Origin of the sequence: Ideonella sp. BN130291 (genome assembly GCF_036231905.1) — a bacterium.
Lineage (GTDB): Bacteria > Pseudomonadota > Gammaproteobacteria > Burkholderiales > Burkholderiaceae_C > CAMLIZ01.
In genome coordinates, this window is the sequence record NZ_JAZARE010000008.1 from 248,111 (window position 1) to 274,109 (window position 25,999).

A 25,999-nucleotide genomic window follows, 5' to 3' on the forward strand; every position below is an offset into this window, starting at 1 on the left:
TCGGGACGCTGGGGTGCTCTGCTGCGCTCATGTCCCCCGGCAACGGCCTGCGGCCGCTGCCTCCTCCTTTACTTCGCTACGCAGAACACCCCACCGTCCCGATCCGGCACCGCTGCGGCTGTTCGACGGGCCGGGAACCACGGTGCATCGAAGCGAGGACGGTGGGTACCCGGCTCCGGGAAGTAAAGGAGGAGGGGCAGGCGAAGCCTGGCCCGGGGGACATGGACGGAGTCGGGTGCCCGCCGTCCTCGCCGCACACAACCCCGCACGCAGCCAAGACGTCTTCGTAGATCGCCAATCCCCCGGTGGAGCACTGACATGAGCTTCGATCCAAAGACTTCTCCAACCTCGCGCGGAGTCGCCATGCCGCTCGTACTCGGTGTCCTGGCCGCCATTGCCGCGCTGCTGGTGCCCTTCCTCACGAAGGACCCGTCGCATCTCAACGTCGCCATCCTCGCGCTGATGGCCGCGCAGATCGGCGTGGCCTGGAACCTGGTGGGCGGTTACGCCGGCCAGGCGTCGCTGGGGCATGCGGCCTTCTATGGCATCGGGGCGTACACCTCGACGCTGCTGCTGCTGAAGTTTGGCGTGAACCCCTGGTTGGGGATGCTGGCAGGCGGCGTCATGGCCGCGGTGTTGAGCGGCGCCTTTGGCTGGTCGTGCTTCCGCCTGAAGGGCCACTATTTCACGATGGCCACCATCGCGGTGGCGGAGATCGTGCAGATCGTTTTCACCAACTGGGAATACGCCGGCACGGCGGTGGGCTTGTACATCCCGATGGACAAGCAGGGCCTGGGGGCGATGGTGTTTGCCGACAAGCAGTCGTACTACTGGCTGGCGCTGGCGCTGCTGGTCGTCACCCTGTTGGCGACGCTGGCGGTGGAACGCAGCTACCTGGGCTACTACCTGCGCGCGATCAAGGACGAGCCGGACGCCGCGCGCAGCATCGGCGTGGACATCGCGCGCTACAAGCAGGTGGCCTTGAGCCTGAGCGCCTTCTTCACCGCGCTGGGCGGCAGCCTGTATGCGCAGAAGGAGCTCTACATCGACCCCGGCTCCGTGCTGTCCACCGCACTGTCGATCAAGATGGCGCTGGTGTCCATCCTGGGCGGCGTCGGCACGCTGTTCGGGCCGGTGATCGGCTCGGTGGTGCTCACCACGATCGAGGAGCTCACGCGCGCGGCCTTCGGCGGCACCGGCCGCGGCACCGACACGGTGATCTATGCCGGCCTGATCGTCATCATCGCGGTGTTCTACCCCACCGGCATCATCGGCTGGTACCAGGACCGCATGCGACGCTGGAAGTCGCGCCGTGAACAGGCACGCGACACCAGCGAGCACGAGGCTGTGCGCAATGTGCAGCGCCCGTCCACCCCGTCCACGGAGGCTGCACTGTGAGCCTGCTCGAACTGCAATCGGTCAGCAAGCGCTTTGGTGGCCTCACGGCCAACCAGGACGTGTCCTTCAGCCTGGAGAAAGGGCAGATCGTCGGCCTGATCGGGCCCAACGGCGCGGGCAAGACCACGCTGTTCAACTGCGTGGCGGGCTACTTTCCGCCCAGCGCCGGCAGCATCACGCTGGAAGGCCAGCCGATCGCGGGCCTTCCGCCGGAGGCCTGTGCACGCGCCGGCGTGGGCCGCACCTTCCAGATCGCACGCACCTTCACCAGCATGACGGCGGCGGAGAACGTGCTCAGCGGCGCGCTGCTGCGTGAGCGCAAGCTGCGCAAGGCGCGCGAGGCGGCGATGCGCTGGCTGGCGTTCGTTAACCTCGACCGCTTTGCCGACAAGCCCTCGGGCAGCATGACCATCAGCGAGCAGCGCCGCCTGGCGGTGGCGCGTGCGCTGGCCACCGAACCGAAGCTGCTGCTGATGGACGAGGTGATGGCGGGGCTGAACCCGTCGGAAGTGCGCGAGACGGTGGACGTGGTGCTGAAGATCCGCGACCAGGGCATCGCCTGCCTGATCGTGGAGCATGTGCTCGAAGGGATCATGCCCATTGCCGACAAGATCGTGGTGCTGGACCGCGGCGCCAAGATTGCCGAGGGCCCGCCGGCCGAGGTGTCGCGCGACCCCGCGGTGATCCACGCCTACCTGGGAGACGAGTGATGCTCGAAGTCACCAATGTGCGGGTCAGCTACGAGGGCGTGCTGGCGCTGTCGGACGTGAGCCTGAAGGTCGAACCGGGCCGCATCGTGGCGCTGGTGGGCGGCAACGGCAACGGCAAGTCGACCACCCTGCGCGCCGTGGCGGGCCTGAACCCGCTGGACGCGGGCAGCATCCGCTTCAATGGCCAGCCGGTGCACGCGCTGCCGGCGCACAAACGCGTGCCGCTGGGCATCTCGCTGGTGCCCGAAGGCCGGCGCCTGTTCCCCAAGCTCACGGTGCGGCGCAACCTGGAGCTGGGTGCGTACACCCGCGACAGCGACGATGAGGTGGCGCAGAGCGTCGACCAGATGTTCGAGCTGTTCCCGATCCTGAAGGAACGCGCCACCCAGCTGGCCGGCACCATGAGCGGCGGGGAGCAGCAGATGCTGGCCATCGCGCGCGGGTTGATGGCCAAACCGAAGCTGCTGATGCTGGACGAGCCCTCGTGGGGCATTGCGCCGAAGTTCGTGACCAAGGTGCTGGACGTGATCCAGCGGGTCAACGAAACCGGCGTGGCCATCCTGCTGGTGGAGCAGAACCTGCACAAGGCGCTGGCGATCGCGCACGACGGCTACGTCATCCAGACCGGGCGCATCGTGATGAACGGCGCGGCCAACGCGCTGCTGCACGACGAGGAAGTCAAGAAGGCTTATCTCGGCCTGTGACCCCGCCGCGAGACCGAGCGATGACGCGGCGCGAGACCCGGATCGACAGCCACCGTGCGCAGTACCTGATCGAGACCTACCTGCAGGCCAAGGACGGCAACCGGCCGCACCTGATGGCGCGCGCCTTTGCCGCCGACGCGACGGTGAACGTGGCGTCGTTGCGCAGGACGGCTGCGCCGCCCGCGCGCCTGCAGGGGCTGGAGGCGATCACCGCGGCGCTGGTGAGCGAGGTGGACCAGGCGTGCGAGAACATCTATTCCTTCTGCCTCCAGCGCCCCGACGAGCCGCTGAAGGCCAGCGCCTTCACCTGCGACTGGCTGTTCGTGATGACCCAGCGCAGCAGCGGCGACGTGCGCATCGGCTGCGGCCGCTACGACTGGCGCTTTCGCTTCACCGACCGCTGGCTGGTGCAGCGGCTGGACATCGTGGTGGCCGGCATCGAGGTGCTGCCGCCGTCGATGTGGCAGGCGGCGCTGGCCTGGGTGAACACGCTGGGCTATCCCTGGAGCAGCAGCGACGAGGTGCTGGCCTACTGGCCGGGCGAGCCGCGGCTGGATGCGCTGAAGCGCTTTGTCGCCGCCGGCGTGTCGGCGTCCTCCGGCACGCTGGGCTGAACCGCCGTGCCCGGAACGCGGAGCGCTTCACATCCACCCCATCGAAACTTTCGATGACCTGATTCATAAATTTCCCGTTTGCGCCGCCGCAGGCCTAAACCAAGAATCGATTCCATCGTTTCCGAACCCCGCCATGTCCAACCCTTCGCACCCTTCACAAGCCGAGCAGGCCCCCATGCTGCGCAGCGCCATTGCGGCCCGCGCAGCCATCCGCAGCGGCCAGTGGCAGGGCCACACCAGCGGCCTGGCCGCGGGCCATGTGCAGGGCAACCTGGTGATCCTGCCGAGCGCGGCGGCCCACGACTTCCTGCGCTTCTGCCAGCGCAACCCCAAGCCCTGCCCGCTGCTCGCGGTGTCCGAGCCTGGCGTGCCGCAGCTGCCCACGCTGGGCGCTGACATCGACATCCGCACCGACGTGCCGCGCTATCGCGTCTGGCGCCACGGGGAGCTGGTGGACGAACCCACCGACATCACCGGCCTCTGGCGCGACGACCTGGTGTCCTTCGTCATCGGCTGCTCGTTCTCGTTCGAGCAGGCGCTGCTGGAGGCCGGGCTGCCGCTGCGCCACGTGGAAAGCGGTGGCAATGTGGCGATGTTCAAGACGAGCATCCAGTGCGAGCCGGCGGGCCCGTTCCGCGGCCCGATGGTGGTGTCGATGCGGCCCTTCAAGCCGGCCGATGCGATCCGTGCGGTACAGGTCACGTCCCGCTTTCCGGATGTGCACGGCGCGCCGGTGCACATCGGCCGGCCCGAGCTCATCGGCATCCGCGACATCACGGCGCCCGACTACGGCGACCCCATCCACGTGGCCGACGACGAGCTGCCGGTGTTCTGGGCCTGCGGTGTCACGCCGCAGGCGGTGGTGCAGGCGGCACGCCCGGAGTTCTGCATCACGCACGCGCCCGGCGCCATGCTGATCACCGACCTGCTCAACAACCAGCTGGCCAGCCTGTGACCTCGCCGGCACCAGCCCTGACCCGACCTTGCCCCTTGAACCGACCGTGGCCTGATGTGATTCAACCCTGAAGGAGCCGACGATGAACCCGGTGATGGACATGCGCAACACCTTGCGTTCCTGCGCCTTGGCAGCAGGCCTCGCGGCCGCCATGGCGGGCGCCTGGGGCCAGACCACCTGGCAGCTGGCCACCGGCTACCGGGCCGACTCCTTCCACACCGAGAACCTGAGGCAGTTCGCCAGGGAGGCGGCCGCCGCCACGCAAGGCGCACTGCAGATCGAGGTGCATCCGAACAATTCGCTCGCGCGGCTGAACGACATCCGGGCCCAGGTGGAAGCCGGGCAGATCGCCGCCGGCGAAGTGATCATGACGAGCCTGGTGAAGGAAGTGGCCGTCGCGGGCGCGGACTCGGTGCCCTTCGTGGTGGGCAGCTATGAGGACGCGCGGCGCCTGTGGCAGCACCAGCGTCCGGTGGTGGAGCAGGCGCTGGCGCAGCGCGGCCTGGTACCGCTGTACGCGGTGCCCTGGCCGTCGCAGGGCCTGTACACCACGCGGCCCATCGCCAGCGCGGCCGACCTCAAGGGCTCGCGCATGCGCACCTACAACGCCACCACCGTGCGCATCGCCGAGCTGCTGGGCGCCGCGCCGGTCGACGTGCCCATGGCCGACGTGGGCAAGGCGCTGGCCAGCGGCCGCATGGACAGCATGATCACCTCCGGCGTCACCGGGGTGGAGAACAAGGTGTGGGACCACCTGAAGTACTTCTACGACATCAAGGCCTGGTTCCCGAAGAACCTGGTGCTGGTGAACAAGGCCCGCTTCGATGCGCTCACCGCCGAGCAGCGCGAGGCCGTGCGTCGTGCGGCGCAGGTGGCCGAAGAGCGCGGCTGGGCCGCCAGCGAGCAGGCGTCCGCCGCGTCGCTGCGCGAACTGGCCAGCCACGGCGTGCACATCGAGGCGCCGAGTTTCGAGTTCCGCAACGAGCTGCGTCGCTACGGAGACAAGTTCTCGGTCGAGTGGGTGCGCGCCACCGGCCGGGACGCCAGCACCATCCTGATTCCCTATTACACCGCCGGGGCTGCTCGCACGCCGCTGGTGAGCCGCTGAACAAAACCATATCCTGAGGACACATGGACACACACGCACCCGCAGGCAGCCAGCGTTGGCAGTTCTGGATCGACCGTGGCGGCACCTTCACCGACATCGTCGCCAAACGGCCGGACGGCACGCTCACCACGCACAAGCTGCTGTCGGAAAACCCCGAGCAATACCGCGACGCGGCCGTGGCGGGCATCCGCCACCTGCTGGGCCTGAAGGCCGGCGAGCCGATCACGCCCGAGCAGGTGGAATGCGTGAAGATGGGCACCACGGTGGCCACCAACGCGCTGCTGGAGCGCAAGGGCGAAAAGACGCTGCTGGTCACCACGCGCGGCTTCCGCGATGCGCTGCGCATCGCCTACCAGGACCGGCCGCGCCTGTTCGACCGCCACATCCAGCTGCCGGAGCTGCTGTATTCACAGGTGATCGAGGCGCAGGAGCGGGTGGGTGCGCATGGCGACGTGGTGCAGCCCCTCGATGAGGCGCACCTGCGCACGCAGCTGCAGGCCGCGCATGACGAGGGCTACCGCAGCGTGGCCATCGTGTTCATGCACGGCTACCGTTTCACCGAGCATGAACAAGCCGCCGCGCGCATCGCGCGCGCCATCGGCTTCACCCAGGTGAGCAGCTCGCACGAAACCAGCCCGCTGATGAAGCTGGTGAGCCGCGGCGACACCACGGTGGTCGATGCCTACCTCTCGCCCATCCTGCGCCGCTATGTGGAGCAGGTGGCCGGCGAGATGCCTGGGGTGAAGCTGTTCTTCATGCAGTCCTCGGGCGGCCTGACCGATGCCCATGCCTTTCAGGGCAAGGACGCCATCCTGTCCGGCCCGGCCGGCGGCATTGTGGGCATGGTGCGCACCGCTGAACTGGCCGAGTTCGGTCAGGTGATCGGCTTCGACATGGGCGGCACCTCCACCGATGTGTCGCACTACGCCGGCGAATTCGAACGCGCCTTCGAAACCCAGGTGGCCGGCGTGCGCATGCGCGCGCCGATGATGAGCATTCACACTGTCGCGGCCGGCGGCGGCTCGATCCTGAGCTTCGACGGCGCGCGTTTCCGTGCCGGCCCGGAGAGCGCGGGCGCGAACCCTGGCCCGGCGTGTTACCGCCGGGGCGGGCCGCTGGCCGTGACCGATGCCAACGTGATGCTGGGCAAGATCCAGCCGGCCCACTTCCCCAAGGTGTTCGGCAAGGCTGCCAACGAAGCGCTGGACCGCGAGGTCGTGGTGCGCAAGTTCAGTGAGATGGCCAGCGCCATCGAAAAGGCCACCGGCGTGAAGCGTGCGCCGGAGGAGGTGGCCGAAGGCTTCATCGACATCGCGGTGGGCAGCATGGCCAACGCGATCAAGAAGATCTCGGTGGCGCGCGGCTACGACGTCACGCGCTACACCTTGCAGTGCTTTGGCGGTGCGGGCGGGCAGCATGCCTGCCGCGTGGCCGATGCGCTGGGCATGAACCGCGTCTTCGTGCACCCGCTGGCCGGCGTTCTGTCAGCCTACGGCATGGGCCTGGCCGACCAGAGCGTGATGCGCGAGGCCGCGGTCGAGCTGCCGCTGGCGGAGGAATCGTTGCCCCGCATCCACCAGCGCCTGGACGCGTTGGCTGATGAAGCGCTGGCGGAGATCCGCCGCCAGGGCACCAGCGCCGGCGAGGTGCGCGTGATCAAGCGGGCCCATGTGCGCTACGAAGGCACCGACTCGGCCCTGGTGGTCAACCATGGCGACGGCAGCGTCGCCGCGGTGCGTGCGGCCTTCGAGGCGGCCTACCGCCAGCGTTTCGCCTTCCTGATGGACGGCCGGCGCCTGATGGTGGAAGCGGTGTCGGTGGAAGCCGTGGCCGCCGGCGATGCACCGGCCGAGCCGCGCTACACCGCGCTGCCGGACGTGCCGGCGCCGGTGACCGAGGCGGTCAAGATGTTCAGCGGCGGCCGCTGGTGGGACGCGGCCCTGGTGGTGCGCGAACGCACCAAGCCCGGCCATGTGATCGCCGGCCCGGCCATCATTGCCGAGAAGAACGCCACCACGGTGGTGGAGCCCGGCTGGCAGGCGCGCGTGACAGACCTGGACCACCTGGTGCTGCAGCGCGTGGCACCGCGCGAGGCGCGCAAGGCCGTGGGCACCAGCGTGGACCCGGTGATGCTGGAGGTGTTCAACAACCTCTTCATGAACATCGCCGAGCAGATGGGCCTGCAGCTGCAGAACACGGCTTACTCGGTGAACATCAAGGAACGGCTGGACTTCTCCTGTGCGCTGTTCGACGCCCAGGGCAACCTGATCGCCAATGCGCCGCACATGCCGGTGCACCTGGGCTCGATGAGCGAATCGATCAAGACGGTGATGCAGCGCAATGCGGGCCGCATGCAGCCGGGTGACGTGTACACGCTGAACGACCCGTATCACGGCGGCACGCACCTGCCCGACATCACGGTCGTGACCCCCGTGTTCGACGAGCACGACAAGGAGATCCTCTTCTACGTGGCCTCGCGCGGCCACCATGCCGACGTGGGCGGCACCACGCCGGGCTCCATGCCGCCGTTCTCCACCCGCATCGAGGAGGAGGGCGTGCAGCTGGACAACGTGAAGCTGGTCGAACGCGGCCGCCTGCTCGAAGCCGAGATGCTGGCGCTGCTGAAGAGCGGCGACTACCCCTCGCGCAACCCGGAGCAGAACATCGCCGACCTGAAGGCGCAGATCGCCGCCAATGAAAAGGGCGTGCAGGAGCTGCGCAAGATGGTGGCGCAGTTCGGGCTGGACGTGGTGCAGGCCTACATGGGCCATGTGCAGGACAACGCCGAGGAATCGGTGCGCCGCGTGATCACGCGCCTGAAGGACGGGCAGTTCACCCTGCCGCTGGACAACGGCGCGCAGATCACGGTGGCCATCCGGGTGAACGCGGCGGCGCGCAGCGCGGTGATCGACTTCACCGGCACGTCGGCACAGCTGGAGAACAACTTCAACGCGCCCACGGCGGTGTGCATGGCGGCGGTACTCTATGTGTTCCGCACCCTGGTCAACGACGACATCCCGCTCAATGCGGGCTGCCTCAAGCCGCTGCAGGTGCTCATCCCCGAAGGCTCCATGCTGAACCCACGCCCGCCCGCCTCGGTGGTGGCCGGCAATGTGGAAACCTCCACCTGCATCACCAATGCGCTCTACGGCGCGCTCGGCGTCATGGCGGCCAGCCAGTGCACCATGAACAACTTCACCTTCGGCAACCAGCGCTACCAGTACTACGAAACCATCTCCGGTGGCTCGGGTGCCGGCGCGCTGATCGACGAACAAGGCCAGGTGGTGGGCGGTTTCAAGGGCACCAGCGTCGTGCAGACCCACATGACCAACTCCCGCCTCACAGATCCCGAAGTGCTGGAGTTCCGTTTCCCGGTGCGCCTGGAGAGCTACGAGATCCGCCAGGGCTCCGGCGGGGCAGGGCAGTGGCAGGGCGGTGACGGCGGCGTGCGGCGCGTGCGCTTCCTGGAGACCATGACCGCTTCCATCCTGAGCAACGGCCGGGTCCATGGCGCCTTCGGCATGGCCGGTGGCGCGGCGGGCGCGGTGGGTGTCAACCGGGTGGAGCGGGCCGATGGCCGCGTGGAGGCACTCGGCCACATCGGCTCGGCCGACATGGCGCCGGGTGATGTGTTCGTGATTGAAACACCGGGCGGTGGCGGCTACGGCGCGCCCGGGCAGGGCTGAGGCCATGGGCGCGTCGCACGCTGCCGTGGCGGCCGAGCGGGTGAGGACCTACCTGCGCGCCAAGGACGACAACCGCCCGCACCTGATGGCGCAGGTGTTTGCGTCCGACGCCACGCTGGAGATGGTGGTCAAGACCGACGCCATGGTCTTTCCCGAGCGGGCACGCGGCCGCGAGGCCATCACCGACGTGCTGGTGCGCCGCTTTGCGTGCAACTACGAAAACGTCTACAGCTTCTGCCTGCAGCGGCCCTCCGGCGAGGAAGCCCTGCACCGCTTTAACTGCGACTGGCTGGTGGGCATGTCCAGCAAGTCCAGCCGCGAACTGCGCGTGGGCTGGGGCCGCTACGAGTGGCAGTTCCAGGCCGGCGCGCCGCGCCTGGTGGAGGGCCTTCGCATCACCATCGAGGCGATGGAGCTGTTGCCGCCGCACTGCGGTGAGGAGGTCTTCGGCTGGCTGAGCCGGCTGCCTTACCCCTGGTGCGAACCTGGCCTGCTGGCCGAACACGCGCCGCGCATCGACGGCCTGCAGCGCGTGCTGCAGCAGGCCATCCGCGCCAGCAGCGTTGCCGCGCCATGCACCAGCGTGTCCTGATCACCGGCTTCGAGCCCTTTGGTGGCGAGGCGGTCAATCCGTCGGCGCAGGTGCTGGCGCAGTTGGCGCCGTGGCGTCCGGCCGGCGACGCGAGTTTGGTGGTGCAGCTGCTGCCTTGCGTCTTCGGCCAGGCCATCGCCGTGCTGGAGCAGGCGCTGCGGCGCGAGCAGCCGCAGCTGGTGATCGCGCTCGGCCAGGCGGCCAGCCGCGACGAGGTGACGGTGGAGCGGGTGGCGATCAACATCGACGACGCCCGCATTCCCGACAACGCCGGTGCGCAGCCGATCGACCTGCCGGTGGTGCCCGGTGGCCCGGCGGCCTATTTCTCCAGCCTGCCGATCAAGGCGATCGTCGTGGCGCTGCAGCAGGCCGGCATCCCGGCCTCGGTGTCGCAGACCGCGGGCACCTTTGTCTGCAACCATGTCTTCTATGGCCTGGCGCATGCGCTGGCCACACGCCACACCGGTGTGCGCGGCGGTTTCATCCACTTGCCCTGCCTGCCGCAGCAAACCGCTGCGCTGGGCCCGCGGCCCGGCATGCCGCTGGTGACGATGGTGCAGGCGGTGCAGATCGCCGTGCAGGTGAGCCTGCGCACCTCGGTGGACCTGCGCACCGGCGGCGGCACGATCGATTGATGCTGCCCCTCAAGCTGGCACTGGTCGCCATGTCGGTGCTGCTCGCCTCGCTGGGAGCACGCCGCTTCGGCCATGCGGTGGGCGGCACGATTGCCGGCATGCCGATGATCGCCGGCCCCATCATGGGCTTCGTGCTGCTGCAGGCACCGGCCGGCCAGGCGCGCGCGATCGCATTGGCCACGCTGGTGTGCCTGCCGGCCACCATCGTTCACATGCTGGTGTTTGCCTGGAGCGCGACACGCTGGCGCTGGTGGGCGGCCTTCGTGGCGGCCAATGCGGCCTTTGTGCTGGTGGGCCTGTTGCTGGTGCGCCTGGACGCGAATGCGCCAGTGGTGTTTGCGCTCGCGCTGGTCACACCGGCGGCGGGGCAGGCGCTGATGCCGCAGCTCGCGCTGACGGCGTCCATCGCACACATTCCGCGCGTGGAGCTGGCCTGCCGGGTGGTGGGCGCGGTGGCCATGGCCTGGCTCATCATGCGCAGCGCCGGGGTGGCGGCAGCGGGCGTGAGCGGCCTGCTGCTGGCGCTGCCCATCACCGGCAATGTGCTGCCCTGCTTCACGCAGGCCCAGCACGGCCCGGCTGCCACGGTGGCCCTGCTGCGCGGGTTTGTGCGCGGGCTGCTCGGCTTTGCCGCCTTCTTCGTCGCCCTGCATGCCGGCCTGGGCGCGCTGCATCCGGGGCTGGCCTATGGCCTCGCCTGGTTGGCCGCATTGCTCACCGCGCTATCGCTTTACCAACTGAATCAACGCGCGCGCCGCAGGCAATCAGCAGGCCTGCCGCCGGTGGCCTGAACCCCCGTCTGACCGCTGAAGCCAGACTGATGACCGCGTGATCCCGGCCCGGGATCACCCTGATCCGCCTCACGAAACGATCGTCCCAAATAGCGCCCCTGCATGGCTTCAAAGGGGCTGGCGATGGCGCGAATCGCAACCACGAGCGGGTTGGCGTTGATGGGCACCGCGGCGGTCACGGCCGCCTGGTGGTGGCTGGCGCCGGTGGACGACACCCGCATGGGCGCCACGGCCGCGCCGCTGGCTGCGGCGGCGCCCGTCGCACCTGCGCTGCTGGCGCCCACACCGGCCTCCCAGCAGGCCGGCTTGCGCGGCCCGGCGCAGTTCACGCGCTGGCTCGAAGAGCAGAGCTCCCTGCGCGGCATGGCCGAGCTGGACGGCAGCTGGGATGTCGATGGCCAGGGCCGCTTTCAACCCACGCTTGCATTGCGCCGCCGCTTCGACCAGCTGCTCACGCTGGCCGGCGAGGCGCCGGTCGACGAGATCACCGCCTACATCGAACACGAGGTGCGCGATCTCGTGGGTGCGCCCGGCGCGGCCGCGGTGCTCGACGCCTGGCAGCGCTATCTCGCGCTGCAGCGCACGCCCTTGAGGACCGCCGCGAACAGCAAGGACCGGCAAGCCTGGCTGGCCGCGCTGGCCGAGCGCGAGCAGCTGCGCCAGCGCATCCTGGGGCCCCAGCTCACCGAAGCCTTTTTTGCCGAGGAGCAGGCGCAGTTGCAGGCCTTGCTGCAGGCCGCGCCACGCGATGCCGCCGCGGTGCCTCCAGTCCACAGCACCCGCATCGACCGAACGCGGCTCGACCCGGCTGCGCTCGCCCGCCTGCAGCAGGAAGACGCTGCCTGGGCCGACTGGCGGCGTCGCCTGGCGCTGGCGCAGCGTGAAGCCCGTGCGCTGCAGGCGGCACCCGAGTTGTCCGACCTGCAGCGACAGCAGGCGCTCGAACGCCTGATCACACAGCAGTTCGATGCCCAGGAGGCGGTGCGTGTGCGGGCGCTGCTGCAGCTTTCACCCACCTCGTGAACGACCAAGGAGACCCCAGCATGCTGAAACGACTGTTCCTGGCACTGTGCTTGTGCCTGCTGCTCGCGCCGGCCGCGCGTGCGGACACCTACACCCAGACCCGCTACCCCATCGTGCTGGTGCACGGGCTGCTCGGCTTCGACGCCATCGGGCCGGTGAACTACTGGTACGGCATTCCGTCGGCGCTGAGCGCGGGCGGCGCCAAGGTGTTCGTGTCGCAGGAGTCGGCCGCCAATTCGAGCGAGGTCCGCGGCGAGCAGCTGCTGGCCGAGCTGCGCCAGCTCAAGGCCGCCTACGGCTACACCAAGTTCAACCTGATCGGCCACAGCCATGGTGGTTTCACCGTGCGCTACGTGGCCGCGGTGGCGCCGGAGCTGGTGGCCTCGGTCACCACGGTCGGCACGCCGCACCAGGGCAGCAAGGTGGCCGACGGCATCAAGCGTGACGCCGCCAACACCGGCACCACCCAGTTCATCGCTTCCATCGTGGACGCGCTGGCCAGCTTCATCAGCTGGGTGTCCGGTGCGCCCAGCCTGCCGCAGGATTCACTGGCCGCGCTGGAGTCGCTGGACACGCCGGGAGCGCAGGCCTTCAACGCCAAGTACGGCGCCGGCGCGCCCACCAGCAGCTGCGGGCAGGGGCCGGCCACGGCCAACGGCGTGCGCTACTACTCGGTGGGCGGCACCTCGTTGTGGACCAACATCTTCGACCTGTCGGACCCGGCGCTGGCGCTCACCGCCACCTACTTCGGCAGCGAGCCCAACGACGGGCTGGTGAGCAAATGCTCTTCGCACTGGGGCGTGGTGCTGCGCGACGACTACCCGTGGAACCACCTCGACGAGGTGAACCAAGCCTTCGGGCTGCGCGGGCTGTTTGCGCCCGACCCGGTGGCGTTCTTCCGCTCGCAGGCCAACCGGCTGAAGTCGGCCGGCTTGTGAAAGTGGTGGAGGCGAGGCGTGCTCAGGGCGCCTCGTCCCCGCCCTCGGCATAACGCCGCCAGCGGCCCGTCGCCTCGCGCATGAACTGCACCTGCTTGAGGAAGCGCGGGCAGGCGACGCAGATCTGCATGTGCAGCCGCACGGCCACGCGCTCGTGCCAGCGCAGCGCCTGGTCCTCGTTGCGGAGCACCATCTCGGTCACCTGGCGGCAGGTACGGCGGGGCCACACACGCATGGCATACAGCTTTCTGATCCAGTAGCTCATCGCTGCCTCGTTGCCGCGCTGAACCAGTGCACCTGCAGGCATTCCCGCAGGCGGAGCCGTGCCCTGTGCAGCATGACCCACAGGTTGGTCGCGCTGATCGACAGTTCCTTACAGATCTCGTCGGTGTCCAGCTCCAGCCATTCCCGCATCATGAACACCCGGCCCTGCGCGGGCGGCAGGTGTTCCATGCAGGCCTCCAGCACCTCGAAGAACTGGCGCTGGCCGCAGGCCGCCTCCGGGCTGCCCCAGTCCTCGGGGATCTGGCGGAAGTGGCCGCCTGGCTCGAACAAGAGGTCCGCAATGTCCTCGCCGTCCTCGCCCACCAGCACGATGGCCTCGCGGCTGTGGCGGCGCAGCTGGTCCACCACCTTGTGCTTGAGGATGCCCACCAGCCAGGTCTTCAGCTGCGACTGTCCGGCAAAGGACTGCGGCTTCTCCAGCGCGGCGAGCAGGGTGTCGGACACCGCGTCCTCCGCCCAGGCGTCGTTGCGCAGCTGGGTGCGTGCAAAACGAAGCAATTGCGGCCGCAGGCTTTCGACTTGGCGCGCAAAATCCGGGGTGGAAGGCGAGGCGGACACAGGCGCGAGTGTAAGGACTGTGAAGCGGCGCCGACTCACCCCTGCCGCAAGGCCGGCCACCGAGCCGTCCACCATCATCCACCCTGGAGACTGATCCATGAACCAACGCCTCATCGTTTCTTCCGCCCTCGCGTCCGCACTGGCCCTCGGCCTGCTGAACACCGCCGCCGCCGCGGACGAGAAGGGCAAGGAAAAGTGCTACGGCATTGCCAAGGCCGGGCAGAACGATTGCGCCAACCTGTCGGGCACCCACTCCTGCGCCGGCCAGACCAAGGCCGACATGGACGCCAACGACTGGAAGTACGTGGCCAAGGGCACCTGCAAGACCATGAACGGCCTGACCGCCGAAGAGGCCAAGGCGAAGCTCGCCGACACCAAGAAGAAGGGCTGACGAGATGCCGGCCCCCACGGACGGCGCAAGGCGCCCGCCCGGCGGGGGCGGGCTCGCAACGGCAGGTCCGATGGCGGGCATCGGCTTGCGGCAGCCGCACTACGGTGAGCTGCTCGAAGGCCGTCCGCCGCTGGCCTTCCTGGAAGTGCACTCCGAGAACTTCTTTGCCGAGGGCGGCGCGGCGCTGGCGGTGCTGCAGCAGGCGCGCGAGCACTACCCGGTGAGCCTGCACGGCGTGGGCTTGGCGCTGGGCTCCGCGGCCGGCCTGGACCCGTGGCACCTGGACAAGCTGGCCGCGCTGGTGGCCCGGGTGCAACCCTGCCAGGTGAGCGACCATGCCTGCTTTGCCCGCGCGCCCCTGCATGACGGCGGGCCGGTGGTGCATGCCAATGACCTGCTGCCGGTGGCCTTCAACGAGGCCAGCCTGGCCATCATGGCGGCCAATGTGTCGCGCGTGCAGGACCGGCTGCAACGCCCCATCCTGGTCGAGAACCTCTCGGCCTATGTGGCCTGGGCCGACGACACGCTGGCGGAGGCCGATTTCCTCAACCAGCTCGCCTGCCGCACCGGCTGCGGGCTGCTGCTGGACGTGAACAACCTGGTGGTCAATGCGCTCAACGCCGCTGCCGATCCGGTGGCCTCGGCCTGCGCCTTCGTGGACGCGGTCGACGCGCCGGCGGTGGGCGAGATCCACCTCGCCGGCTACCACGACGATGGCGAGATCGTCATCGATGACCACGGCAGCCGGGTGCATGCACCCGTGTGGCAGGTGTACCGGCATGCGGTCGCCCGCCTGGGCGCAGTGCCCACGCTGATCGAATGGGACACCGGCGTGCCCGCGTTGCAGGTGCTGCTCGATGAAGCGGCACTGGCGCAGCAGGCGGCGGCCGAGGCGCTGTCGATCAACGCGTGCGGCGCGTGACCATGAGCGACGACGCGTTGGAGCGTGAGCACCGGCGCCAGCAGGCCTTGCTGCAGGCGCTGTGGCAGCCCCAGGCGCGCGCGCAGCAAGCCCTGGCCGGATGGCTGCGTGAGCCGGACGCTGCGCTCACCGGGCGCGGCTTGCGTGCCTATGCCGCGAATGCGGGCGCCAGTGCGGAGCGTGCGCTGGCCGCGTCTTTCCCGACCGTTCGGGCCTTGGTCGGCGAGGAGGCCTTCGCCGGCCTGGCCCGCGCCCGCTGGCGCGCGCTGCCGCCCGAGCGCGGCGACCTTGCCTGCTTTGGGGCGTCGCTGCCAGGTTTCATCGAGGCGGACCCACAGCTGGCCGACGTGCCGTACCTGGGTGACAGCGCCCGCCTGGACGCCTTGCTGGCCCAAGCCGAAGCCGCCGCCGACGTGCCCGCCGAACCGCACAGCTTCACCCTGCTGGCCGACACCGATCCCGCCGGTTTGCGCTTGCGGCTCGCACCCGGCTTCGCGCTGCTGCGCTCGCGCTATCCGGTGGTGCAGGTGTGGCAGGCGCACCAGGGCACGGAACCTGAGGCCGTGGAGGCTGCACGCGCCGCGCTGGCCGAAGGGCAGGCCGACAACGCGCTGGTGTGGCGACAGGGCTGGAAGGCCCGTGTGCAGGCGATCGATGACGCGCAGGCACGCTGGTGCGACGCCTTGCTGGCGGGCCGCAGCCTGGCTGATGCGCTCACGCGGGCCGGGGATGCGTTCGCTTTCGAGCCCTGGCTGCTGCAGGCGCTGCAATGTGCCTGGGTGCTCGGTGTGCAGCCGCTGTAAGGCCACCGCGGCCTGGCGCGACTAGCTGCACATTCACACCAATCGAGGACAACCCATGAACTCCTTGCTGCAGCGCGCGCACCATGCCCGGGCTCGCATCGTCTCGCTGCTGGAGGCGCTGCAGCCGCTGGCCCAGCTGGCCGCGCGCCTGTATGTCGCTCAGGTGTTCTTCCTCTCCGGCCTCACCAAGATCCGCGACTGGGACACGACCATCGCCTTGTTCACCGACGAATACAAGGTGCCGCTGCTGCCGCCCGCGCTGGCGGCCTTCATGGGCACCGGTGGGGAGCTGGTGCTGCCGGTGCTGCTGGTGCTGGGCCTGTTCGGGCGCTTTGCCGCCGCAGGGCTCACGGTGCTGAATATCGTGGCCGCGCTCAGCCTGCCGGACATTACCGAGGCCGCTTTGCAGCAGCATGTGTTCTGGGGCAGCCTGCTGCTGGGGTTGCTGCTGTGGGGCCCCGGCCGCTGGTCGGTGGATGGCCTGCTGGGCGAGCGCTTCCGGGGCCGCTTCGGCGAGGCGGGCGCGCCTCATACCCGCCCGGCGTGAGCGCGGCGCGCCCGGTGCGTGCATGATGCGACCGGACTGCACACACGCCCCATGGATCGCATCGACCTCCCTGCTCACCAGCGCGGCACGCTGGCCGCCGTGCTGCTCGCGCTGGCCGCATGCGCCCATGCCGCCGACGCGCTCACACCCTGGTCGGCAACGCAGGATTCCCACCCGCCGGCGCCCTGGCATGTGAGCGGCCTGCCGCACCAGAGCAAGCCCTTCACGCGTTTCGCGGTGGAGCCGGTGGCCGGCACGCCGGCGCTGCGGGTGGAGGCCGACCGCTCCTACGGCAACCTGCTGCATCCGCTGGCCGCCAGCCAGCTGCGCCACCTCAGCTGGCGCTGGACCATGGACGAGCCCAACCTGCTGGCCGACCTGCACCATCGCAGCGGCGAGGACGTGGCGGTGCGGGTGTGCGTGCTGTTCGACATGCCTTTGGACAAGGTACCCCTGGCCGACCGCGCGATGATGCTCTTGGCCCGCGGCGGCGAGCCGGTGCCCGGGGCCACCGTGTGCTACATCTGGGACCAGAAGCTGGCACCAGGCACCGCGCTGCACAGCCCGTACACCGGCCGCATCCGCATGCTGGTGCTGCGCGGCGCTGAAACCCCGCTGCACCAGTGGGTGAGCGAAACCCGCGACCTGGCGGCCGACTTCAAGCGCCTGTTCGGTGACGAGGCCGACACGGTGCCGCCGATCATGGGCGTGCTGGTGGGTGGGGATGCCGACAACACCCAGAGCCACAGCCTGGCGCACGTGGGGCCGTTGCAGCTGGTGCCGTGAAGGCGCAGTGCTTCAGCCCTTGGGCCGGAAGCTGATGATGATGGCCGAGGGCACCCGGCCGTCCTCGTCGCGCGGCAGGCGGCCGGTCTTGTCGATCGCATCGAGCACCGCGTCGTCCCAGTCGGTGTTGCCGCTGCTCTTGGTGATCTTGCGGCTCATGATGGTGCCGTCCAGCGCCGCACGCACCAGCACTTCGGCCACTGGGTTCCCCTCGGTGGTGTGGATCCAGGTGATCCTCGGTTCGATCGCGGCCCGCACCTTGCCCGCATAGCTGGCGGACGGCCCGGCGTCGCGGGCCGCGGTGCCGGCCGAGGTAGGCGTGCCAGTGCCGCCCACCTGGCCCATGATGCGTTCGAGCTGCTGCTGGCGCAGCTGCTCGCGCAGCTTGGCCTGGCGCGCGTCTTCTTCCTGCTTCTTGCGCTTGTCGGCCTCGGCGTCCGCCTTGGCCTTGGCCAGCTTGTCCTTCTCGGCTTTTTCCTTCAGCGCCTTCTCGCGCTCGGCCTGCTTGCGTTCCTCTTCCGCCTCGCGCGCCTTTTCCTTTTCGCGCTTGGCTTTTTCGATCGCAATCTCGGCGTCACGCTGGGCCTTCTGCGGCACTGGCTCCTCCTTCACCACCCGCGGTGCCGGTTTCACCGGCTCGGCCTTCACCGGCTCGGGCGGCGGCGGTGGTTCGGCCGCCGGCGGCGCGGCGACTTGCGGCACGGCGGCCCACAGCTCGGCAGTCACGCCTTCGGGCTCGCTGGCATGCCAGTTCACACCGAACGCCAGGCCCAGCACCAGCAGCACATGCACCAGCAGCGCGACGAGGGCGCCCGCGCCCAGGCCGTCCTCGCGCTGCGGCAGCAGCACGGCCTCGCGGCGCACGATGGCCACCGTCATGGGTTCAGCTGCCTTGTTTGACCGACAGGCCCACGCGCTGTACGCCGTTGCGCTGAAGGGTGTCCATCACCTTCACGACGCTGTCGTACTTGACGTTGCGGTCGGCCGAGATGACCACGGGCGTGTCGTCGCTGCCAGCCTGGGCGCTCTTCACCCGCGAGGCCACCTGGGCCAGGGTGACCGCGCTGGCCTCGGTCTGCCCGTCACGCTTGAGCTTGAGCTTCTCGTCGGTGCCGATCACGATCTCGATCACGCTGGTGGGCTTCTGCTTGGCCTTGCCCACGCTGGGCAGGTCCACCACGCCGGTGGTGATCAGCGGTGCCGTGGCCATGAAGATGATCAGCAGCACCAGCATCACGTCGATGAAGGGCACCATGTTGATCTCGTTGATGGTGCGGCGGCGTCCTCCGCCCCGGTGCGCAACTGCAGGCATGTGGAGCTCCCGGTTCAGCGCGTGCCGGTCGCCGGCTGGGGTACCGGGCCCACCGCCGCGTTGCGCTGCAGGATGTTGGAGAACTCCTCGATGAAGGTCTCCAGCTGGATCGCGATGCGGTCGATGTCGCGCGCGAAGCGGTTGTAGGCGATCACCGCCGGAATCGCGGCGAACAGGCCGATCGCAGTGGCCACCAGCGCCTCCGCGATGCCGGGCGCCACCGTGGCCAGCGTCACCTGCTGCATGTTGGACAGGCCCACGAAGGCATGCATGATCCCCCACACCGTGCCGAACAGGCCGATGTACGGGCTGATCGAGCCCACGGTGCCGAGGAAGCTCAAGTGCGACTCGATGGTGTCCAGCTCGCGCTGGAAGCTGGCACGCATCGCACGGCGGGCGCCGTCCAGTTGCGCACCGCCGTCCAGCCGGCGCTCGCGCAGCTTCATGAACTCGCGCATGCCGCTGGCGAAGATGCGCTCCATCGGCGAGCTCTTTTCCTTGGTGGCCGCGGCCTGGTGCAGGTCCGCCAGGTTCTTGCCGGACCAGAACTCGCGCTCGAAGTCGTCGTTCATGCCGCGCACGCGCTTCAGGCCGAACAGCTTGCCGAAGATGACGGTCCAGCTCACCAGCGAGGTGAGCATCAGGCCCGCCATCACCAGCTGCACGACGAAGCTGGCGTGCAGCACGAGAGTGACGATGGAAAAGTCCTGGTTCATGCGATGCGTTCGAGGATGGGGCTGGGAATGCGCTGCGGCCGGAAGGTTCCGGCGTCCACGCAGCCGATGCGGATCTCGCCTTCGGCCAGCAGGGCCTGCTGGCACCAGGCCTGCTGCGCGATGGTCATGGACGCACGGCCGGCATGGCGCACGCTCACGGTGAGCTCCAGTTCGTCGTCCAGCCGGGCGGGGCGCAGGTAGTTCACTTCGGTGCGGCTCACCACGAACATCACGCCTTCTTCGGTTCTCAGGCGCTCCTGGCTGAAACCCAGGCCGCGCAGCCATTCGGTGCGGGCGCGTTCGAAGAACTTGAGGTAGTTGGCGTAGAACACCACGCCGCCGGCGTCGGTGTCTTCCCAGTACACCCGCACACGATGGCGGTGCTGGACGGAAGCGGTGGGATCGTGAGTCATCGGTGGCAGAGCAGCCACCGATTATGCGGGACGGAGGGTTCCGCCCGTTACATGTTCACTGCGGCACGACGCGCTTGTAGACCGGGCCCCAGAGCGGGTGGCCGGCTTCCGACCGGGTGAGCACGAAGGCCGGGTCGGCCTGGCGCGCGGCGCGGAAGGCCTGTTCACAGGCCGGCACCCGGTTGCTGGTGCAGTAGATGAAGGCCAGCAGCTTGTTGGCGGTGGCGCGGTCCTTGGGGCTGGCCAGCCCGGCGGCCAGGGCCTTGCCGAGCGACTGCTCCGCGTCGGTGTACTGGGCGTCGTCGTAGGCGCGGATGCCGGCCAGCAGCGCCTTCTCGGCCGGGCGCTCCATCACGTCCGCCAGGCCCTGCGGCTGCTTGGGCGCTTCCACGCAGGCGACCAGCAGCGAGCCCGTGAGCAAGGCGGCAAGCAGCGGAAGGCGGCGCAGGGGCAGGAGCGAGGTCATGATCCGAAGCGGTGTTTCAGCGTGGCGGGCTGGTCGGCGGTGATTTTCACCGTGGTGGTGAAGGGCGGGAAGTCGGCGTTGCGGACCGTGATGGTATGCGTTCCCTCGCTCAGGTTGAGCCGGGTGAGCGGCGGCACCGTGCCGGCGGCCGCACCATCGACCTCCACCTCGCCCCAGGGGCTGACCGCGAGCTGCAGCACGCCGGTGGCGGTGGCAGCCGGCACGCTGGGCTGCACGCGGCGGTCCAACTTTTCCTTGGCCTTGCGTTCACGCGGCGCCGCCGGCTTGCTGGCCGCGGCCGCCACTTCAAGGGCTGCGGTCGCGGCCGGCTGGGACGCGGCGCCGGCCTCTGGCACCGCGCTGGCAGGCAGCGCAGCCGACGCGGCAGCTTCGGTGGCGGACGCGGCCGGCGCGACCGCCGAGGCTGCCGGTTCAAACACGGCCGCGCTGGCCGCGGGCGCTTCCGCGACAACTGCAGGCGCTTCTTCGGAGGCGCTGCCCGGCCACCACACCGCGAGCGCGATGCCCAGGCCGCCCAGCACCGTGGCGCCAGCGGCCAGGTGCTCCCAGCGCAGGCCGGTGCGGCGCGCCGGGCCGCTGCGCTTGGCAGGGTGTTCCGCCATCCACAGCCGCAGGGCCTGCGCCAGCTGGCGGGCAGAGCGGAAGCGCTGGGCCGGGTCCTTGGCCAGCGCCCGGTGCGCGATCGCAGCCAGCGTGGCGGGTGTGTCGGGGCTGATCTCCTGCAACGGCGCCGGGTCCTGGTTCAGCGCCGCCTCCACCACCTCTTCCAGCGAACTGCCAGTGAAGGCGCGCCGGCCGCTCAGCAGCTCGTAGAGCACCGCGCCCAGCGCATACACGTCGCAACGCCGGTCCAGCGGCTCGCCGCGCAGCTGCTCGGGCGCCATGTAGCAGGGCGAGCCGGCGGCAAGAGCGGCCTGCGCGTTGTCACTGGAGCCCTTGGCCACATGGGCGATGCCGAAGTCCAGCACCTTGGGCGAGGTGCGACTGACCATGAAGATGTTGGCCGGCTTCACGTCGCAGTGCACCACGCCCTTGTCGTGGGCGTAGGCCAGCGCGTCGGCCACGCGGCGGATGATGGTGGCCGCCTGGTGGTGGGTGGGCTTCCAGCCGCCCTGCAGGATCTGCCGCAGGTCGGCGCCCTTCAGGCGCTCCATCGCGATGTACAGGCCCTGGTCGCTGGTGCCGGCGTCATGCACCGTCACGATGTGCGGATGGTTCAGGCCGGCCGCGGCACGCGCCTCCTGCAGGAAGCTGGCTTCCAGCGCGGCGCGGTGTTCCGGCGCCACCTCCACATGCAGCATCTTCACCGCGATCGGGCGTGACAGCAGCGGGTCCAGCGCGGCGTACACCGTGCCCAGGCCCCCTTCGCCCAAGCGGTACTTCAGCGCATAGCGCCCGATGTGGCCGATGGTGGGCAACTCCTCGAACGGCCGGTCGTCCGGGGGCGGCGCGTCGTTGAGGATGATGTCGTCGGTGCCGCTGTCGTTGGCGGCCGGGTCCTCGGCCACCGTGGCGGCAAAGGTCGAGTCGGACGCCTCATTGGCGCCCGGTTTGCGGGAGATGAAAGCAGGCAGCTTCACGCCGGGCAGCTTAAGCGCGGCGCGAAGGAACGTACGAGCCAAATAGCCGGGTCAAAGGCATTCTTAACGCGTGCTCACCAAGGCTTCGGAGTTTCAGTGACAAAGGTCACAGGGCCTGTTGCAGGCGCTCCACGGCCTCTTCCAGATGAGCCATCGAACTCGCGAAGGACAGGCGCAGGAAGCGCTCACCCAGGTGCGGGCCGAAGTCGCGGCCGGGCGTGAGCGCGATGTGGGCGCGCTGCATCAGGTCGAAGCAGAAATCCCAGCTGCTGGCCGCATGGCCGCTGCAGTCGGCCCAGGCATAGAAGGCACCGTCAGGCACCACGGGCACCGGCAGGCCCAGGCGCTGCAGGGCCGGCACGATGAAGTCGCGCCGGCGCTTGAACTCGCCGCGCCGGCGCTCGTACTCCGCGATGGCTTCGGCTTCGAAGCAGGCCAGCGCCGCATGCTGGGCCACGCTGGAGGCGCAGATGAAGAGGTTCTGCGCCAGTTTTTCCACCGGCGCGACCAGCGCCTCGGGCAGCACCAGCCAGCCCAGGCGCCAGCCGGTCATGCTGAAGTACTTGGAGAAGCTGTTGATGGAGATGATGTCGTCACCGAAGCGCAAGGCGCTGTGGCTGAAGGCGTCGTCGTAGCTCAAGCCCAGGTAGATCTCGTCCACCAAGGTCATGCCGCCGCGCTCGCGCACGGTGTGCACGATGCGCTGCATCTCATCCGGCGCGATCGAGGTGCCGGTGGGGTTGGAGGGCGAGGCCAGCAGCACGCCGCGCGTGTGCTCGTTCCACGCGGCCTGGACCGCCGCCGCATCGAGCTGGAAACGCGCCGTCGCATCGGCCGGCAGCAGCTTCGCGCGTGCGCCGGTGGCGGCCACGAAGTGGCGGTTGCAGGGGTAGCTGGGGTCGGGCAGCAGCACCTCGTCACCCGTCTCGAACAGCGCCAGCGTGGCCAGCTGCAGCGCCGCCGAGGCGCCGGCGGTGACCACGATGCGGCGCGCCGGAATGTCCAGCCCGAAGCGCGTGCCGTACCAGCGGCTGATGGCCTCGCGCAGCGCGGGCAGGCCCACCGCGTCGGTGTACTGCGTGCGCCCGGCGCGCAGGCAGGCATCGGCCGCGGCCTGCACGATCGTCGGTGCGGTGAAGTCTGGCTCGCCGATGTTCAAGAAGATCATGGGCGAGCCGCCCTGCGCGGGGTCGCAGGCGGGGCTGCGCGCGATCTCGCTCGCAGCCTTGGCGCACTCCATCACATAGAAGGGCTCGATGTGATCAAGCCGCGAGGCGAGCTTCATGCCGGCCGCCTTGGCGCGCGTCAGCGCCGCGCGTTGCGTGCGGCTTCCACTTCCACCGGCCGCAGGTCGATGGCGGCCTTGTCCAGCACGCCGTTGACGTACTTGTGGCCGTCGGTGCCGCCGAAGCTCTTGGCCAGCTCCACCGCTTCGTTGATCGCCACCTTGTAGGGCACGTCGATGCAGTGCTTGAGCTCGTAGGCGCCGATCATCAGCACGCCGTGCTCGATGGGCGAGAGTTCGGTGGTCTTGCGGTCCACGTGGCGCGACAGCACCGCGTCGAGGTCAGCCGCTTCGCGGATGCAGCCGTGCAGCAGTGCGTCGAAGTGCGTGCTGTCGGCCTTGTCGAAACCTTCCTGCTCGCGCATGTGGGCTTCGATCACGCCGGCGTCGGCGCCGGAGATCAGCCATTCGTACAGGCCTTGCAGTGCCACTTCGCGCGCGCGGCGGCGGGCGGATTTGGGCGCACCGGCGCGCTTGCCTGCCGGTTTTTTCGGGGGGGTACTGCTCACGACAATTGATCCAGCAGGTTGGCCATTTCCACCGCCACACGGGCGGCATCACGGCCTTTGTCTTCGGCACGCGCCCAGGCCTGGGCTTCGTTCTCGACGGTGAGGATCGCGTTGGCGATCGGGATCTGGTGGTCCAGCGACACCCGGGTGACACCGGCGCCGCTTTCGTTGGCCACCAGCTCGAAGTGGTAGGTCTCGCCGCGGATGATGCAGCCCAGCGCGATGAGCGCGTCGTAGTCCTGGCTGTCGGCCATGGCCTTGAGGGCTACCGGAATCTCCAGCGCGCCCGGCACGGTCACGTGCTGCACGTGACGGCCTTGCACACCGAGCGCGGCCAGCTCGGCCAGGCAGGCTTCGGCGAGTATGCCGGTCAGCGCGTCGTTGAAGCGCGCCTGCACGATGCCGATGTGCAGGCCATCGCCTCGCAGGTCGGCGCCCTGGCCCTTGTCAGCGCCTTGCATCGATGATTTCCTTTGCGTCGGTGGCGGAGAGGAAACCGCTCACCTCGAGTCCATAACCGGTCATGCTGGGCATGCGGCGCGGGCTGCCGAGCAGCTGCATGCGGGTGACGCCCAGCTCGCGCAGGATCTGCGCGCCCACGCCGTAGATGCGCAGGTCCATCTGGCGCTGCGGCGCGGGCACTGGTGCGGCGCAGCGCAGCACCTGCGGCAGCAGGGTGTCCACGTCCTCGGCGCAGTTGAGCAGTACGGCGACGCCGCACTCGCTGGCCTGCAGGAAGGCCAGCGCCTTGGGCAGCGACCACGAATGGTCGGCACGGCCCACGTCCAGCAGGTCCATCACCGACAGCGGCTCATGCACGCGCACCGGCACTTCCTGGCCGGGCTGCCACTGGCCCTTGACCAGCGCGAGGTGCAGGCCGCCGGTGCGGTCGCGGTAGATGCTGCAGTCGAACGGGCCTTGCGCGGTAACCAGCGGGCGCTGGCCGATGCGCTCCACCAGGCTTTCGTTCTGGCTGCGGTGGTGGATCAGGTCGGCAATGGTGCCGATCTTCAGCCCATGTTCGCGTGCAAAGAGCTCCAGGTCCGGCAGGCGCGCCATGGTGCCGTCGTCCTTCATGATCTCGCAGATCACGGCAGCCGGCGTCAGGCCCGCCATGGCGGCGAGGTCACAGCCCGCTTCGGTGTGGCCAGCGCGCATGAGCACGCCGCCATCCTGGGCCTGCAACGGGAAGATGTGGCCGGGCTGCACCAGGTCGGTGGCCTTGGCGTCGCGGGCCACCGCGGCTTTCACCGTGCGCGCACGGTCGGCCGCCGAAATGCCGGTGGTCACGCCTTCAGCGGCTTCGATCGACACCGTGAACGCGGTGCCATGCTTGGTGCCATTGCGTGTGGCCATCGGCGGCAGCTGCAGGCGTTCGCAGCGCTCGCGGGTGAGGGTAAGGCAGATCAGCCCGCGGCCGTACTTGGCCATGAAGTTGATCGCCTCGGGGCTCACATGGTCGGCGGCGAGCACGAGGTCACCCTCGTTTTCGCGGTCCTCCTCGTCGACCAGAATGACCATGCGGCCGGCTGCCAGTTCGGCGACCAGCTCGGGTACGGGGGAAATCGGCATAGGGGCGGATTATCTCTCGCCCACAGGGGCGCTGCCCTCGAGCATGCGGGCCACGTAGCGGGCGATCAGGTCGACTTCCAGGTTCACGGCCGCCCCCGGCTTCAGGCTGCCGAGGGTGGTGTTGTCCAGGGTGTGGGGAATGAGGTTGATGCTGAACTCGCAGCCCTCGGGCTCGTCGCGCACCGAGTTCACCGTGAGGCTGACGCCGTTGACGGTGATCGAGCCCTTGTAGGCCAGGTAGCGGCCCAGCGCCTGGGGTGCCCGCACCCGCAATTCCCACGATTCGCCCACCGGCGCGAAGTGCGTCACGGTGCCCAGGCCGTCCACATGGCCGCTGACGAGGTGGCCGCCCAGGCGGTCGTGCGCCCGCAAGGCCTTTTCCAGGTTCACCGGGCCGATCGCGCCCAGGCCGGCCGTCAGGCGCAGGCTCTCGGCCGAAATGTCGATCGTGAAGCGGCCGGCAGCCGCATCGAAGGAGGTGACCGTCATGCACGCGCCGTTGAGCGCGATGCTGTCGCCCAGCGCCACGTCGTCCAGGTAGCCTGCAGGCGTTGTGATGGTCAGGCGCTTGCCGTGCGCGGCGTCCGCGCCCAGGTCGTGCACGTCGATGATGCGGCCCAGGCCGCTGATGATGCCGGTGAACATGCGGCCATTGTCCTTCAGCACCTGGGCTGGCGTG

30 protein-coding genes are annotated in these 25,999 nt (G+C 69.3%); 17 read left to right on the top strand and 13 right to left on the bottom strand.

Translation table 11 applies throughout. The annotated features are described in order from the left end of the window. Positions 1 to 363 precede the first annotated feature (363 nt). From VPH43_RS18615 to VPH43_RS18670, 12 genes are all read left to right on the top strand, one after another. On the top strand, positions 364 to 1,398 hold the full coding sequence (locus VPH43_RS18615; protein WP_328579235.1) for a branched-chain amino acid ABC transporter permease: 1,035 nt from the start codon (positions 364 to 366) through the stop codon (positions 1,396 to 1,398). Then, complete coding sequence (locus VPH43_RS18620; protein ID WP_328579236.1) at positions 1,395 to 2,108, top strand: ABC transporter ATP-binding protein; 714 nt, start codon at positions 1,395 to 1,397, stop codon at positions 2,106 to 2,108. The genes VPH43_RS18615 and VPH43_RS18620 overlap by 4 nt, the downstream gene beginning before the upstream one ends. Then, positions 2,108 to 2,812 (top strand): ABC transporter ATP-binding protein, encoded by a 705-nt coding sequence (locus VPH43_RS18625; RefSeq protein WP_328579237.1) that lies wholly within the window; start codon positions 2,108 to 2,110, stop codon positions 2,810 to 2,812. The genes VPH43_RS18620 and VPH43_RS18625 overlap by 1 nt, the downstream gene beginning before the upstream one ends. Positions 2,813 to 2,832: 20 nt before the next feature. Beyond that, positions 2,833 to 3,426, top strand: coding sequence for a nuclear transport factor 2 family protein (locus tag VPH43_RS18630; protein ID WP_328579238.1), 594 nt, complete (start codon positions 2,833 to 2,835; stop codon positions 3,424 to 3,426). A gap of 175 nt (positions 3,427 to 3,601) precedes the next feature. Beyond that, positions 3,602 to 4,381 (top strand): putative hydro-lyase, encoded by a 780-nt coding sequence (locus VPH43_RS18635; protein ID WP_328579318.1) that lies wholly within the window; start codon positions 3,602 to 3,604, stop codon positions 4,379 to 4,381. Between the two features lie 82 nt (positions 4,382 to 4,463). Then, a complete protein-coding gene (locus tag VPH43_RS18640; RefSeq protein ID WP_328579239.1) occupies positions 4,464 to 5,489 on the top strand; it encodes a TRAP transporter substrate-binding protein in 1,026 nt (341 codons plus the stop codon). Positions 5,490 to 5,512: 23 nt separating this feature from the next. After that, positions 5,513 to 9,175, top strand: a complete 3,663-nt coding sequence (locus VPH43_RS18645; RefSeq protein ID WP_328579240.1) for a hydantoinase B/oxoprolinase family protein — start codon at positions 5,513 to 5,515, stop codon at positions 9,173 to 9,175. Positions 9,176 to 9,179: 4 nt separating this feature from the next. Further along, positions 9,180 to 9,767 (top strand): nuclear transport factor 2 family protein, encoded by a 588-nt coding sequence (locus VPH43_RS18650; protein ID WP_328579241.1) that lies wholly within the window; start codon positions 9,180 to 9,182, stop codon positions 9,765 to 9,767. Next, positions 9,749 to 10,402: a pyroglutamyl-peptidase I gene (pcp, locus tag VPH43_RS18655; RefSeq protein WP_328579242.1), complete on the top strand. Its 654-nt coding sequence runs from the start codon at positions 9,749 to 9,751 to the stop codon at positions 10,400 to 10,402. Before VPH43_RS18650 ends, pcp begins: the two co-directional genes overlap by 19 nt. Then, positions 10,402 to 11,193: a hypothetical protein gene (locus tag VPH43_RS18660; protein WP_328579243.1), complete on the top strand. Its 792-nt coding sequence runs from the start codon at positions 10,402 to 10,404 to the stop codon at positions 11,191 to 11,193. The genes pcp and VPH43_RS18660 overlap by 1 nt, the downstream gene beginning before the upstream one ends. 123 nt (positions 11,194 to 11,316) lie before the next feature. After that, a complete protein-coding gene (locus tag VPH43_RS18665; protein WP_328579244.1) occupies positions 11,317 to 12,216 on the top strand; it encodes a lipase chaperone in 900 nt (299 codons plus the stop codon). A gap of 20 nt (positions 12,217 to 12,236) precedes the next feature. After that, entirely contained in the window at positions 12,237 to 13,154 is a 918-nt protein-coding gene (locus VPH43_RS18670; protein ID WP_328579245.1) for an esterase/lipase family protein, read from the top strand. A 22-nt stretch (positions 13,155 to 13,176) separates the two neighbouring features. Here the strand turns inward: VPH43_RS18670 and VPH43_RS18675 are convergent, their stop codons facing one another. Further along, positions 13,177 to 13,419, bottom strand: a complete 243-nt coding sequence (locus tag VPH43_RS18675; RefSeq protein WP_328579246.1) for a zf-HC2 domain-containing protein — start codon at positions 13,417 to 13,419, stop codon at positions 13,177 to 13,179. Next, positions 13,416 to 13,997: a sigma-70 family RNA polymerase sigma factor gene (locus VPH43_RS18680; RefSeq protein WP_328579247.1), complete on the bottom strand. Its 582-nt coding sequence runs from the start codon at positions 13,995 to 13,997 to the stop codon at positions 13,416 to 13,418. Before VPH43_RS18680 ends, VPH43_RS18675 begins: the two co-directional genes overlap by 4 nt. Before the next feature lie 97 nt (positions 13,998 to 14,094). Here VPH43_RS18680 and VPH43_RS18685 point away from each other — a divergent pair, with 97 nt between their 5' ends. The 5 genes from VPH43_RS18685 (at position 14,095) to VPH43_RS18705 (ending at position 17,446) form a co-directional block, all read left to right on the top strand. After that, positions 14,095 to 14,388: a BufA1 family periplasmic bufferin-type metallophore gene (locus VPH43_RS18685; protein ID WP_328579248.1), complete on the top strand. Its 294-nt coding sequence runs from the start codon at positions 14,095 to 14,097 to the stop codon at positions 14,386 to 14,388. A gap of 70 nt (positions 14,389 to 14,458) precedes the next feature. Further along, complete coding sequence (bufB, locus tag VPH43_RS18690; protein ID WP_328579249.1) at positions 14,459 to 15,310, top strand: MNIO family bufferin maturase; 852 nt, start codon at positions 14,459 to 14,461, stop codon at positions 15,308 to 15,310. Between the two features lie 2 nt (positions 15,311 to 15,312). Beyond that, entirely contained in the window at positions 15,313 to 16,113 is an 801-nt protein-coding gene (locus VPH43_RS18695; protein WP_328579250.1) for an HvfC/BufC family peptide modification chaperone, read from the top strand. Positions 16,114 to 16,168: 55 nt separating this feature from the next. Continuing rightward, complete coding sequence (locus VPH43_RS18700) at positions 16,169 to 16,660, top strand: DoxX family protein (protein ID WP_328579251.1); 492 nt, start codon at positions 16,169 to 16,171, stop codon at positions 16,658 to 16,660. Between the two features lie 51 nt (positions 16,661 to 16,711). Continuing rightward, positions 16,712 to 17,446 (top strand): DUF3047 domain-containing protein, encoded by a 735-nt coding sequence (locus VPH43_RS18705; RefSeq protein ID WP_328579252.1) that lies wholly within the window; start codon positions 16,712 to 16,714, stop codon positions 17,444 to 17,446. A 12-nt stretch (positions 17,447 to 17,458) separates the two neighbouring features. On the opposite strand, the gene tolA is transcribed toward VPH43_RS18705, so the two are convergent. From tolA to VPH43_RS18760, 11 genes are all read right to left on the bottom strand, one after another. Further along, positions 17,459 to 18,325, bottom strand: coding sequence for a cell envelope integrity protein TolA (gene tolA / locus VPH43_RS18710; protein WP_328579253.1), 867 nt, complete (start codon positions 18,323 to 18,325; stop codon positions 17,459 to 17,461). 4 nt (positions 18,326 to 18,329) lie between these two features. Further along, complete coding sequence (tolR, locus tag VPH43_RS18715) at positions 18,330 to 18,758, bottom strand: protein TolR (protein ID WP_328579254.1); 429 nt, start codon at positions 18,756 to 18,758, stop codon at positions 18,330 to 18,332. A gap of 14 nt (positions 18,759 to 18,772) precedes the next feature. Continuing rightward, a complete protein-coding gene (gene tolQ / locus VPH43_RS18720; protein ID WP_328579255.1) occupies positions 18,773 to 19,474 on the bottom strand; it encodes a protein TolQ in 702 nt (233 codons plus the stop codon). Further along, complete coding sequence (ybgC, locus tag VPH43_RS18725; protein WP_328579256.1) at positions 19,471 to 19,887, bottom strand: tol-pal system-associated acyl-CoA thioesterase; 417 nt, start codon at positions 19,885 to 19,887, stop codon at positions 19,471 to 19,473. Before ybgC ends, tolQ begins: the two co-directional genes overlap by 4 nt. A 55-nt stretch (positions 19,888 to 19,942) precedes the next feature. Then, the gene (locus VPH43_RS18730; protein ID WP_328579257.1) at positions 19,943 to 20,353 is read right to left on the bottom strand and encodes a TssQ family T6SS-associated lipoprotein; all 411 of its coding nucleotides are present in this window, start codon (positions 20,351 to 20,353) and stop codon (positions 19,943 to 19,945) included. Beyond that, positions 20,350 to 21,954, bottom strand: coding sequence for a serine/threonine-protein kinase (locus tag VPH43_RS18735; protein ID WP_328579258.1), 1,605 nt, complete (start codon positions 21,952 to 21,954; stop codon positions 20,350 to 20,352). Before VPH43_RS18735 ends, VPH43_RS18730 begins: the two co-directional genes overlap by 4 nt. Positions 21,955 to 22,060: 106 nt before the next feature. Next, complete coding sequence (locus VPH43_RS18740) at positions 22,061 to 23,239, bottom strand: pyridoxal phosphate-dependent aminotransferase (protein ID WP_328579259.1); 1,179 nt, start codon at positions 23,237 to 23,239, stop codon at positions 22,061 to 22,063. 20 nt (positions 23,240 to 23,259) lie between these two features. Continuing rightward, complete coding sequence (nusB, locus tag VPH43_RS18745; protein WP_442909314.1) at positions 23,260 to 23,754, bottom strand: transcription antitermination factor NusB; 495 nt, start codon at positions 23,752 to 23,754, stop codon at positions 23,260 to 23,262. After that, on the bottom strand, positions 23,745 to 24,209 hold the full coding sequence (gene ribH, locus VPH43_RS18750) for a 6,7-dimethyl-8-ribityllumazine synthase (RefSeq protein ID WP_328579261.1): 465 nt from the start codon (positions 24,207 to 24,209) through the stop codon (positions 23,745 to 23,747). Before ribH ends, nusB begins: the two co-directional genes overlap by 10 nt. Next, positions 24,196 to 25,320, bottom strand: coding sequence for a bifunctional 3,4-dihydroxy-2-butanone-4-phosphate synthase/GTP cyclohydrolase II (ribBA, locus tag VPH43_RS18755; RefSeq protein WP_328579262.1), 1,125 nt, complete (start codon positions 25,318 to 25,320; stop codon positions 24,196 to 24,198). The genes ribH and ribBA overlap by 14 nt, the downstream gene beginning before the upstream one ends. Positions 25,321 to 25,329: 9 nt before the next feature. Next, positions 25,330 to 25,965 carry a riboflavin synthase gene (locus VPH43_RS18760; protein WP_328579263.1) on the bottom strand — a complete coding sequence of 212 codons (636 nt, stop codon included), beginning with the start codon at positions 25,963 to 25,965 and terminating at the stop codon, positions 25,330 to 25,332. Between the last annotated feature and the right edge of the window lie 34 nt (positions 25,966 to 25,999).

Excerpts from the sequence above, each read along its gene's own strand:
- bufB (WP_328579249.1), top strand. The coding sequence starts at position 14,459 with ATGGCGGGCATCGGCTTGCGGCAGCCGCACTACGGTGAGCTGCTCGAA.
- VPH43_RS18645 (WP_328579240.1), top strand. The coding sequence starts at position 5,513 with ATGGACACACACGCACCCGCAGGCAGCCAGCGTTGGCAGTTCTGGATC.
- VPH43_RS18730 (WP_328579257.1), bottom strand. The coding sequence starts at position 20,353 with ATGACCTCGCTCCTGCCCCTGCGCCGCCTTCCGCTGCTTGCCGCCTTG.
- ribH (WP_328579261.1), bottom strand. The coding sequence starts at position 24,209 with ATGCAAGGCGCTGACAAGGGCCAGGGCGCCGACCTGCGAGGCGATGGC.
- VPH43_RS18700 (WP_328579251.1), top strand. The coding sequence starts at position 16,169 with ATGAACTCCTTGCTGCAGCGCGCGCACCATGCCCGGGCTCGCATCGTC.
- VPH43_RS18650 (WP_328579241.1), top strand. The coding sequence starts at position 9,180 with ATGGGCGCGTCGCACGCTGCCGTGGCGGCCGAGCGGGTGAGGACCTAC.
- VPH43_RS18740 (WP_328579259.1), bottom strand. The coding sequence starts at position 23,239 with ATGAAGCTCGCCTCGCGGCTTGATCACATCGAGCCCTTCTATGTGATG.
- VPH43_RS18625 (WP_328579237.1), top strand. The coding sequence starts at position 2,108 with ATGCTCGAAGTCACCAATGTGCGGGTCAGCTACGAGGGCGTGCTGGCG.
- VPH43_RS18660 (WP_328579243.1), top strand. The coding sequence starts at position 10,402 with ATGCTGCCCCTCAAGCTGGCACTGGTCGCCATGTCGGTGCTGCTCGCC.
- VPH43_RS18695 (WP_328579250.1), top strand. The coding sequence starts at position 15,313 with ATGAGCGACGACGCGTTGGAGCGTGAGCACCGGCGCCAGCAGGCCTTG.
- pcp (WP_328579242.1), top strand. The coding sequence starts at position 9,749 with ATGCACCAGCGTGTCCTGATCACCGGCTTCGAGCCCTTTGGTGGCGAG.
- VPH43_RS18705 (WP_328579252.1), top strand. The coding sequence starts at position 16,712 with ATGGATCGCATCGACCTCCCTGCTCACCAGCGCGGCACGCTGGCCGCC.
- tolQ (WP_328579255.1), bottom strand. The coding sequence starts at position 19,474 with ATGAACCAGGACTTTTCCATCGTCACTCTCGTGCTGCACGCCAGCTTC.
- ribBA (WP_328579262.1), bottom strand. The coding sequence starts at position 25,320 with ATGCCGATTTCCCCCGTACCCGAGCTGGTCGCCGAACTGGCAGCCGGC.
- VPH43_RS18630 (WP_328579238.1), top strand. The coding sequence starts at position 2,833 with ATGACGCGGCGCGAGACCCGGATCGACAGCCACCGTGCGCAGTACCTG.
- VPH43_RS18760 (WP_328579263.1), bottom strand. The coding sequence starts at position 25,965 with ATGTTCACCGGCATCATCAGCGGCCTGGGCCGCATCATCGACGTGCAC.
- VPH43_RS18665 (WP_328579244.1), top strand. The coding sequence starts at position 11,317 with ATGGCGCGAATCGCAACCACGAGCGGGTTGGCGTTGATGGGCACCGCG.
- VPH43_RS18640 (WP_328579239.1), top strand. The coding sequence starts at position 4,464 with ATGAACCCGGTGATGGACATGCGCAACACCTTGCGTTCCTGCGCCTTG.
- VPH43_RS18685 (WP_328579248.1), top strand. The coding sequence starts at position 14,095 with ATGAACCAACGCCTCATCGTTTCTTCCGCCCTCGCGTCCGCACTGGCC.
- ybgC (WP_328579256.1), bottom strand. The coding sequence starts at position 19,887 with ATGACTCACGATCCCACCGCTTCCGTCCAGCACCGCCATCGTGTGCGG.
- VPH43_RS18670 (WP_328579245.1), top strand. The coding sequence starts at position 12,237 with ATGCTGAAACGACTGTTCCTGGCACTGTGCTTGTGCCTGCTGCTCGCG.
- tolA (WP_328579253.1), bottom strand. The coding sequence starts at position 18,325 with ATGACGGTGGCCATCGTGCGCCGCGAGGCCGTGCTGCTGCCGCAGCGC.
- VPH43_RS18635 (WP_328579318.1), top strand. The coding sequence starts at position 3,602 with ATGCTGCGCAGCGCCATTGCGGCCCGCGCAGCCATCCGCAGCGGCCAG.
- VPH43_RS18675 (WP_328579246.1), bottom strand. The coding sequence starts at position 13,419 with ATGAGCTACTGGATCAGAAAGCTGTATGCCATGCGTGTGTGGCCCCGC.
- tolR (WP_328579254.1), bottom strand. The coding sequence starts at position 18,758 with ATGCCTGCAGTTGCGCACCGGGGCGGAGGACGCCGCCGCACCATCAAC.
- VPH43_RS18615 (WP_328579235.1), top strand. The coding sequence starts at position 364 with ATGCCGCTCGTACTCGGTGTCCTGGCCGCCATTGCCGCGCTGCTGGTG.